The sequence below is a fragment of the Mesorhizobium sp. M1312 genome (assembly GCF_040318115.1).
Classification (GTDB): Bacteria; Pseudomonadota; Alphaproteobacteria; order Rhizobiales; family Rhizobiaceae; genus Mesorhizobium.
Map to the genome: position 1 here is coordinate 1 of NZ_JAMYLQ010000070.1, position 7,085 is coordinate 7,085.

Here is a 7,085-nt window from a genome sequence, read left to right on the forward strand (position 1 = left end):
TGGGTGTGCGTATTCCTCTTTATGCGGCTGAGCATTTCTATGTTGTTACCGAGCCGTTGGATTTTGTAACGCCGAATTTGCCGGTGCTGCGCGATACTGACGGTCACGTCTACTTGAAGGAAGACACGGGGAAGCTGCTTGTGGGCGCCTTCGAGCCGTGGGGGAAGCCGCTTCCGATGGACAAGCTGCCGAAAAATACGGCGTTCATCGAGCTTCCGGAAGATTGGGAGCATTTTGAGTTGCCGATGACAAAGGCGATGGAGATTGTTCCTGAGCTGGCGAATGCCGGTATTGCGAAGTTTTTCAATGGTCCCGAAAGTTTCACGCCCGATCTCCTGTTTATGATTGGTGAAGTTCCCGGCCTGAAGAACCTCTTCGTGTCAGCTGGCTATAATTCGGAAGGCATCGAGTTCGGTGCCGGAGCAGGACGAGCTCTGGCGGAGTGGATCATCGCGGGCCAGCCGCAGATGGATATCAGCTTCGTCGATGTCGCGCGGTTTCACCCCTTCCAGATCAACAAACGATATTTGCATGATCGCACGGCCGAAGTGCTGGGCCTCCACTATAAAATGCATTGGCCGGCCTACCAGCCGGAGACGTCCCGCGGTGTTCGAAAAAGCCCGCTTCACGACCGCTGGGCAAAGCTTGGGGCCAGCTTTGGCGAAGGAATGGGCTGGGAGCGCCCGATGTGGTTCGCTGGCGAGGGAGAATCGACCAAAAACGTCTACTCCTACGACGAGCCGAACTGGTTCAAATATACCAATCAAGAGTGCAAGGCAGCCCGCAACGAGGCCATCCTGCTAGACCAGAGCTCATTCGGCAAGCATTTGGTGCAAGGTCGCGATGCATGTCGCTTCCTTCAGTGGCTTTGCGCGGGAAATGTAGATGTACCAATCGGGAAGCTGGTCTATACTCATATGTTGAATGAAAAGGCCGGAATAGAAACTGACATAACCGTGAACCGGCTGTCGCAGACGGAGTTCCTTATTATCTCTTCGGCGACTGTCCATCCTCGCGATAAGGCATGGATTACAGGGCATATTCCAGATGAATGGAATGTAACGGTAACCGATGTCACCTCGGCATATGCGGTCCTGTCATTACAGGGTCCGAAATCGCGCGAGATTCTGTCTCAAGTTACCGATGCAGATCTGGCAAATTCAGCGTTCCCATTCGCAACCAGTCAGGAAATTGATGTCGGCTATGCTCGTGTAATAGCCAACAGGCTCACTTATATCGGAGAGCTTGGCTGGGAGCTTCATATTCCATCCGAGATGGCACAGCACGTGTTCGATGTTCTTTGGGAAGCCGGTCAGGCGTATGGCCTCAAGGCCGCTGGATATCATGCGCTTGAACATTTGCGATCCGAACGCGCCTATCGAGAATACCAGCTGGATCTTACGCCCGTGGACACCCTGCTTGAGGCGGGCCTTGGATTTACAATCGACTGGAACAAGGAGGGCCGGTTTATCGGAAAAGAGGCGCTGGTCTCTCAGAAGAATAGCGGTCCGCTAAAGAAGCGGTTGGTATCCTTCAAGCTTCGCGATCCAAACCCTGTTCTTTTCCATGAAGAGCCCATCCGCCGAGACGGCGAGATCGTTGGGTACATTTCATCCGGTGTGAAGAGCTTCACGATCGGTACTTCGATTGGGATGGGATATGTAAACCATCCCACAGGGGTCACGAAGGAACTGATTGAAAGTAGTCGATGGGAGATCGAGATCGCCGGCAAACTATACGAAGCCGACGCGTCGCTCCGGGCGTTTTTTGATCCGAATGGGGATCGGGCCAAGCAATAGGTGGTGCGCCACCGTGGAGAGGGAAAAGTTGCTCTCCGGACTGCCTTCAACAAGACCAAGCCGTCTGACGGTGTCAATGGGCATGCCATAAGACCCTCGTTCTCGTAGGAAGGCTGGGGAGAAAAGCGTGAATAGGACAATAAAATGAAAGTACTCATCCCAGTGAAGCGGGTTGTGGATGCGAATGTGAAGGTTCGTGTGAAAGCTGACGGTTCGGCGGTGGAACTCGCCAACGTCAAGATGGCGATGAACCCGTTCGACGAGATCGCGGTCGAAGAGGCGATCCGGCTGAAGGAGGCCGGCAAGGCGGAAGAGATCATCGTTGTCTCGATCGGGCCGCAGCAGGCGCAGGAGACCTTGCGCACCGCCCTCGCGATGGGCGCCGACCGCGCCATCCTGGTCAAGACAGACGAACAGACCGAGCCGCTCGGCGTGGCCAAGGTGCTGAAGGGCGTCGTCGACGCAGAACAGCCCGGCCTCGTCATCCTCGGCAAGCAGGCGATCGACGACGATTCCAACCAGACCGGCCAGATGCTGGCCGCACTTCTCGGCTGGGCGCAGGGCACCTTCGCCTCCAAGGTTGTGATCGAGGGCGACAAGGCCAAGGTGACGCGCGAGGTCGACGGCGGCCTGCAGACCGTTGAACTGAAGATGCCGGCAATCGTGACGGCCGATCTGCGCCTCAACCAGCCGCGCTATGCCTCCTTGCCCAACATCATGAAGGCCAAGAAGAAGCAGCTCGACGAAAAGAGCCCGGCCGATTACGGCGCCGACGTCAAGCCGCGCCTGAAAGTGCTCAAGACCGAAGAGCCGAGAGGCCGCAAGGCAGGCGTCAAGGTCAAGAGCGTCGCCGAACTGGTCGACAAGCTCAAGAACGAAGCCGGCGTGCTGTAAGCGATCGGAAAAGGAGACAAGAACATGGCTATTCTTCTGATTGCCGAACACGACAATGCGACAGTTTCCGACCAGACCGGCAAGGCGCTGACGGCAGCCCTGCAGATCGGTTCTGACGTGCATGTGCTGGTTGCCGGCAAGGGCGCCAAGGGCGCAGCCGACGCCGCCGCCAAGCTCAAGGGCGTCAGCAAGGTGCTGCTGGCCGAGGCCGACGAATTGGCTGAGCGCCTCGCCGAACCGATGGCGGCGCTCGTCGTGTCGCTGGCTGGCGCCTATGACACCATCATCGCCCCGGCGACCTCGTCGGGCAAGAATGTCGCGCCGCGCGTGGCGGCCCTGCTCGATGTCGCGCAGGTGTCGGACATCATCGAAGTGGTGTCGCCCGACACGTTTAAGCGGCCGATCTATGCCGGCAACGCAATCCAGACGGTGCAATCGACCGACGCCAAGAAGGTGATCACGGTGCGCACCGCCTCCTTCCAGGCGGCGCCCGAAGGCGGTTCCGCCGCGGTCGAGACCGTCAAGGCGGCGGCCAATCCGGGCCTGTCCTCCTTTGTCGAGAACAAGCTGTCCGAGACCGACCGTCCGGAACTGACCTCGGCCAAGATCATCATCTCGGGCGGCCGTGCGCTGGGTTCGGCGGAAAAGTTCCAGGAAGTCATCCTGCCGGTCGCCGACAAGCTCGGTGCCGCGGTCGGTGCTTCCCGCGCGGCAGTCGACGCCGGCTACGCGCCGAACGACTGGCAGGTCGGTCAGACCGGCAAGGTGGTGGCGCCCGATCTCTACATTGCGGTGGGCATCTCCGGCGCCATCCAGCATCTTGCCGGCATGAAGGATTCGAAAGTCATCGTCGCCATCAACAAGGACGAGGAAGCGCCCATCTTCCAGGTTGCCGACTATGGTCTCGTCGGCGATCTCTTCGTCATTCTACCGGAGCTAGAAAAGGGGCTGTGATCTTTCAAGTCAGTTTTATCCTGATCCCGCCATCGGATATTTTGGAAAACATCATCCATGAAGCATATGTTTTGACAGTTTCGGGGGCCTCCTCGTCCCCACCAGCATCTTGCCTCGCCAAGGGCCTTCGAACCCCACTGCCCCCGCCTCCATCACACCTTGTGGCCCACCGATCGCTGGGTCGCACAAGGTGGCCTTTAACGCGAGGCTTCGACCAGTTTCTGGTTGAAAGCTTCCACTCGGCCAGGCGCCTCGCCTCCGGGGTAACCGGGCCGCGAAATAACGCGAAGTAATCATCATGACGAATGCTCCAAAAATCGAGCGCATTGAGAAAGACCCGCTTGGCCCTGTAAGCATCCCGGTAGATGCCTACTACGGTCCTCAGACGGCGCGGGGCATCGCCAACTTTCCCATTTCGGGAATAAGGATCAGCCATTTTCCGAACTTCATCAAGGCACTTGCCTACGTGAAAATGGCAGCGGCACGCGCCAACGCCGCGCTCGGCGATCTCGACAAACGTAAGGCCGATGTAATCTGCCAAGTGTGCGAGGAAATCGCGGCGGGCAGGCATCTGGGCGAATTCCCGCTCGATGTGTTTCAGGGCGGCGCAGGCACCTCAACTAACATGAACATCAACGAGGTCATCGCCAATCGCGGCCTGGAAATCATGGGACTGCCACGGGGAAAATACGACGAGTTACATCCAAACAACGACGTCAATTTCGCCCAGTCGACAAACGACGTCTATCCGACGGCGATCCGCCTCGCGATCCTACTTTCACGCGGTACGTTGCAGCGAGCTTTGGAACAACTCGCGGGTGAGTTCGAGGCCAAGGCCTCAAGCTTTTCGGACGTGATCAAGCTTGGCCGGACGCAGTTGCAGGACGCTGTTCCGATGACGCTGGGCCAGGAGTTTCAGGCTTTCGCGACGACGCTGCGGGAAGATGTAGCCCGTATCGGTGAGATTGCCGCCTTCTTCCATGAAATCAACCTCGGTGGCACGGCGATTGGCACGGGCATCAATACGAACCCTGACTATCAGGCGGCAGCTGTCGCGGAGTTGCGCGCGGTGTCCGGCGTGCCCGTCGTCTCCGCGGGAAATCTGATCGAAGCCTGCTGGGATACCGGCGCCTTCGTGCTCTTCTCGGGAATGCTGAAGCGAACGGCCACGAAACTCTCGAAGATCTGCAACGATCTGCGGCTGCTATCCAGCGGCCCTCGTGGCGGCCTGAACGAAATCAATTTGCCAGCGCTTCAGCCGGGCTCCTCGATCATGCCCGGAAAGGTCAATCCTGTGGTGCCGGAAGTGGTCAACCAGGTCGCCTTCCAGATCATCGGTTATGATCTCACAATCACTCTCGCCTCCGAAGCGGGGCAGCTGCAGTTGAATGTGATGGAGCCGGTCATCGCCTACAACATACTGCATTCGCTGGAGCTTCTGACTAATGCCGTCGATGTATTGCGAACGAAGTGCGTCGTCGGTGTTACCGCCAATGCAGAGACTTGCCGCAAGCATCTCGAAGCCAGTACCGCCGTCGCAACAGCACTGACGCCTGCGATCGGCTACGAGCGGGCGGCGGAGCTTGCAAAAGAGGTCTTGTCCTCCGGCAAAACCATCCGCGAAGTCCTGGCCGACCAGCCCGACCTTTCGGAGGATCTAATCGCGCAAACGGCCGATCCGCACCTTTTGACCCGCCCAACGCGATCACTATTGGTTTCACAATAGCGGGCCGAAGATTGATCGACTCATTTGCGCAGCGGCGCTGCTGGTCGGCTCGGTAACCTACGGTCTTTCTCTCGGCAAGCCGTGGCCGAACAGCACGGACCAGAGGGGATCACTGACAGGGGCGCTCTCCGTCTTGTGAAGATGGAGACCGGTAACCGCTCAGGTGGTGCGGGTTTCGGAGACAGGCGCATAAGGTAGATCGAAGGACAACGATCCGCATTAAGACCGCAGACGGTCCCCGACCGAGTTCAAGGTTGCGGCGTCTTGACGAAGTTGCATGACAAAATTCGGCCCGCTGGCGTCGAGCGGGTTCAAACACGTTCGGCGATGACTACCGCGCCAGAGGCGCGCAAAGTGCCGCTGGAACGCCAATTTCCTGCGAGTTTTCCGGAAAATCGCGTAAAATCCGGCGATCTGGCTGCTATATTCACTCCCGACCGCAGAACATCGTCTCAGCGTCTGTTTGGGGGGACCGCTGGCGAAGATGGCGTCCGCGTTAAACTCGGGGCGCATTTCGGAGACGGACCTAAGAGACCCACAGGAAACTGTGCCTGAACACCATGGGAGACCAACATGGCAGAAGTGAAGCGTTTCCGACCTACCGACGTCGAGCGGAAATTCAACGACGAGGCACGTCGTGGCACGAATTTGTCAATGAGCAAGACAGCTCAGGATTTGCGTCAGGCATCACTTATTTTCAGGATTCGGACTTCGAGTGGACGCTCTGGTACGACGAGATGATGATTTGCATCGATCCGGGACAGCTGCTCGAGGTGGTGGTGGATGGTCATGCTCATACCTTTGCAAAGGGGGACTCGATCTGGCTTCCGAGCGGGACCATCGCCAGATATCGATCGACCGGCCTTGCCCTGATATACTACGCAATCTCTCCCTCAGATTGGGTAAAGCGCAAACCCTAGTGACGACCGCGGTTGATATGTTTGCTGCGATCTCCTATCACCGTCAGCAGAGTGACGATCTCTCGATGTGAGGTTTCCGACGCTGGTGTTTTTCCGAAAACGCCGCTTGTGGCAGCGTGTTGCTCGGCAAAGGCCGCATCACTTCAAGGCGGCGAGCCCAGGAGACAGTTGGGCCTAAGCTACTGCCCCTTGTTCGAGGCAATTGAAGCGCGTCATGGGTCGCTCGCGCCCCTCGCGCCCCAGGGCCTGCTTAATGCCAGCCTCCGTAAGCCGACGCACGGCTTTGGCCAGCAAAAGGACGAATACGCAGAATAACATCATCTTCCGTCACAATTTAGCACGATCTCGACGAACTTCCTCACCTAGTATTGCAAACGGAAAGTTGACCTAGACTGGCGGTGAGATGCCTTGGCTCGATCGCGCCTGAATCTTATAGGATGCATATGATCACCACCTCGCCTATTCGCCCTCGTGAATTGCCCATTCGCCATCACGAAATTCTCATCATTGGTGGAGGAGTTGCGGGAACGAGTGTCGCCTTTCATCTTGCAAAGAACGGTAAGAAGGATGTTGCGGTGGTGGAGCGTCACACCCTTACTTCCGGCACGACTTGGCATGCCGCCGGTCTAATTACACAAACCCGCAGCACCCACACGATGACCGAAATGGCGAAATATACCGCCGAGCTTTACTCCACGCTCGAATCCGAGACGGGGCAGGCGACGGGGTTCAAGCGCAATGGCACGCTTGGGGTCGCCAGAACCAAAGAGCGGCTCTACGAGACTGCTCGCA

Annotated in this window: 6 protein-coding genes; all 6 read left to right on the forward strand. The window is 57.8% G+C overall.

Features of this window, described 5'->3' with window-relative positions:
- Nucleotides 1-1,799: GcvT family protein (locus tag NKH36_RS34180; RefSeq protein WP_352966194.1), on the forward strand; the 1,799-nt coding region annotated here is incomplete at its 5' end.
- A 144-nt stretch (nt 1,800-1,943) separates the two neighbouring features.
- Nucleotides 1,944-2,693 (forward strand): electron transfer flavoprotein subunit beta/FixA family protein, encoded by a 750-nt coding sequence (locus NKH36_RS34185; RefSeq protein WP_352966195.1) that lies wholly within the window; start codon nt 1,944-1,946, stop codon nt 2,691-2,693.
- Nucleotides 2,694-2,717: 24 nt separating this feature from the next.
- Complete coding sequence (locus NKH36_RS34190; RefSeq protein WP_352966196.1) at nt 2,718-3,647, forward strand: electron transfer flavoprotein subunit alpha/FixB family protein; 930 nt, start codon at nt 2,718-2,720, stop codon at nt 3,645-3,647.
- Nucleotides 3,648-3,945: 298 nt separating this feature from the next.
- A complete protein-coding gene (locus NKH36_RS34195; RefSeq protein WP_352966198.1) occupies nt 3,946-5,373 on the forward strand; it encodes an aspartate ammonia-lyase in 1,428 nt (475 codons plus the stop codon).
- A gap of 560 nt (nt 5,374-5,933) precedes the next feature.
- Nucleotides 5,934-6,293, forward strand: a complete 360-nt coding sequence (locus NKH36_RS34200; protein WP_352966200.1) for a EutQ-related cupin domain-containing protein — start codon at nt 5,934-5,936, stop codon at nt 6,291-6,293.
- Between the two features lie 443 nt (nt 6,294-6,736).
- Nucleotides 6,737-7,085, forward strand: a 349-nt coding sequence (locus tag NKH36_RS34205) for an NAD(P)/FAD-dependent oxidoreductase (RefSeq protein WP_352966201.1), incomplete at its 3' end; no start/stop codon positions are given.

Coding starts and splice junctions, on each gene's coding strand:
- NKH36_RS34185 (WP_352966195.1), top strand. CDS start 1,944: ATGAAAGTACTCATCCCAGTGAAGCGGGTTGTGGATGCGAATGTGAAG.
- NKH36_RS34200 (WP_352966200.1), top strand. CDS start 5,934: ATGGGAGACCAACATGGCAGAAGTGAAGCGTTTCCGACCTACCGACGT.
- NKH36_RS34190 (WP_352966196.1), top strand. CDS start 2,718: ATGGCTATTCTTCTGATTGCCGAACACGACAATGCGACAGTTTCCGAC.
- NKH36_RS34195 (WP_352966198.1), top strand. CDS start 3,946: ATGACGAATGCTCCAAAAATCGAGCGCATTGAGAAAGACCCGCTTGGC.